The sequence below is a fragment of the Oleiphilus sp. HI0128 genome (assembly GCF_001635365.1).
This window is the reverse complement of sequence record NZ_LWGG01001414.1, coordinates 1-1,034: the sequence shown is the minus strand read 5'-3', so window position 1 is coordinate 1,034 and position 1,034 is coordinate 1. Positions and strand designations below refer to the sequence as shown.

The following is a 1,034-nucleotide window of genomic DNA, read 5'->3' as shown; positions in this document are numbered from 1 at the left end:
GGTGGGAGGATAGTGCTCATGCTTACTGTTCTGGTTTATCGGGTGGCGCTTCAGTTGAAGTCTTCTTTTGATCAGTTTTTTTAGCTGGAAAGAAAGCATCAGTTTTATGTTTAGCTTTCGCTTTGATTTCAGGTGTGATGTATCGAGACAGCGTGGCGATTGCCGCAGCCATTACAGATATGTCATCGGTGTAGCCAAGAACGGGGGTTAAGTCAGGAATCCCGTCAATAAGGCTAATGAAGTAGCCGAGCGTTCCGAGAATAACCGTTTTTACCCATGCTGGAGTGTTTGGTTCGCGTAGGGTGTAATACAAAATTAGTGCGTGAGTAATAGCTTCCTGAGAAAGGGAGCTGAAGGCAGATTTGATTTTACTAGTTAGCTTTTTTTCGTTTATATCGTCTTTCATTTTACTCTCGACCAGGCTTTATTCGAAGCCTGGTTTTAATATCTGATCTTTGCCAGCAAGTACTAAACCAATGCTGTTTTCCTGTAGCCATAATAAAGTTAGGAGATTCCCTGGAGTCGCGCTGTCGTCAGATTTTGATATAAATCCCTTTAATGTTAAAGCTTGCCCCAACACATCAGCAAAGCTAATTTCAATCTCGTTAAAGGTAACACGGCAAGTGTCACTTTCTACCGACGCTTGAGAGTCTTGATTCGGAGAGCTGAGGGAGTTCGTCTCTGGGTTGCTGGTCAGGGTATGAGTAACGTAGATTCTCGATAATTGCAGTGTGGCATGACAGTCATTGCTTGAACCTGCATTTAGTCTATCGGTAATATGCAGAGTTGATCCGTTCAGATTTTGTAGACTGTTTGTTTCGTCCAAAATAGTCATGCTATTACCTTGTATATGATAGGTAAACTGTATTACATCGTCGGTATCGGGAAAGATTGGGCTGCTTACTTCCTCTAGCTCAACGCCGAGAATAATTCCTGTCCCACGATCAGTAGTCACAGTTGTATCAGAGGTGTTGAAGGAAAACGCAAAATGACTTCCGCTTTCTGTCGCGTGACCAATAGGTGCTTCGAGACCA

General features: G+C 43.2%; 2 protein-coding genes. Both read right to left on the bottom strand.

Annotation, left to right across the window (positions count from 1 at the left end; genetic code table 11):
• Positions 1-22 precede the first annotated feature (22 nt).
• A complete protein-coding gene (locus A3763_RS23205; protein ID WP_068507569.1) occupies positions 23-406 on the bottom strand; it encodes a YkvA family protein in 384 nt (127 codons plus the stop codon).
• An 18-nt stretch (positions 407-424) separates the two neighbouring features.
• Positions 425-1,034: hypothetical protein (locus tag A3763_RS29135; protein WP_197483070.1), on the bottom strand; the 610-nt coding region annotated here is incomplete at its 5' end.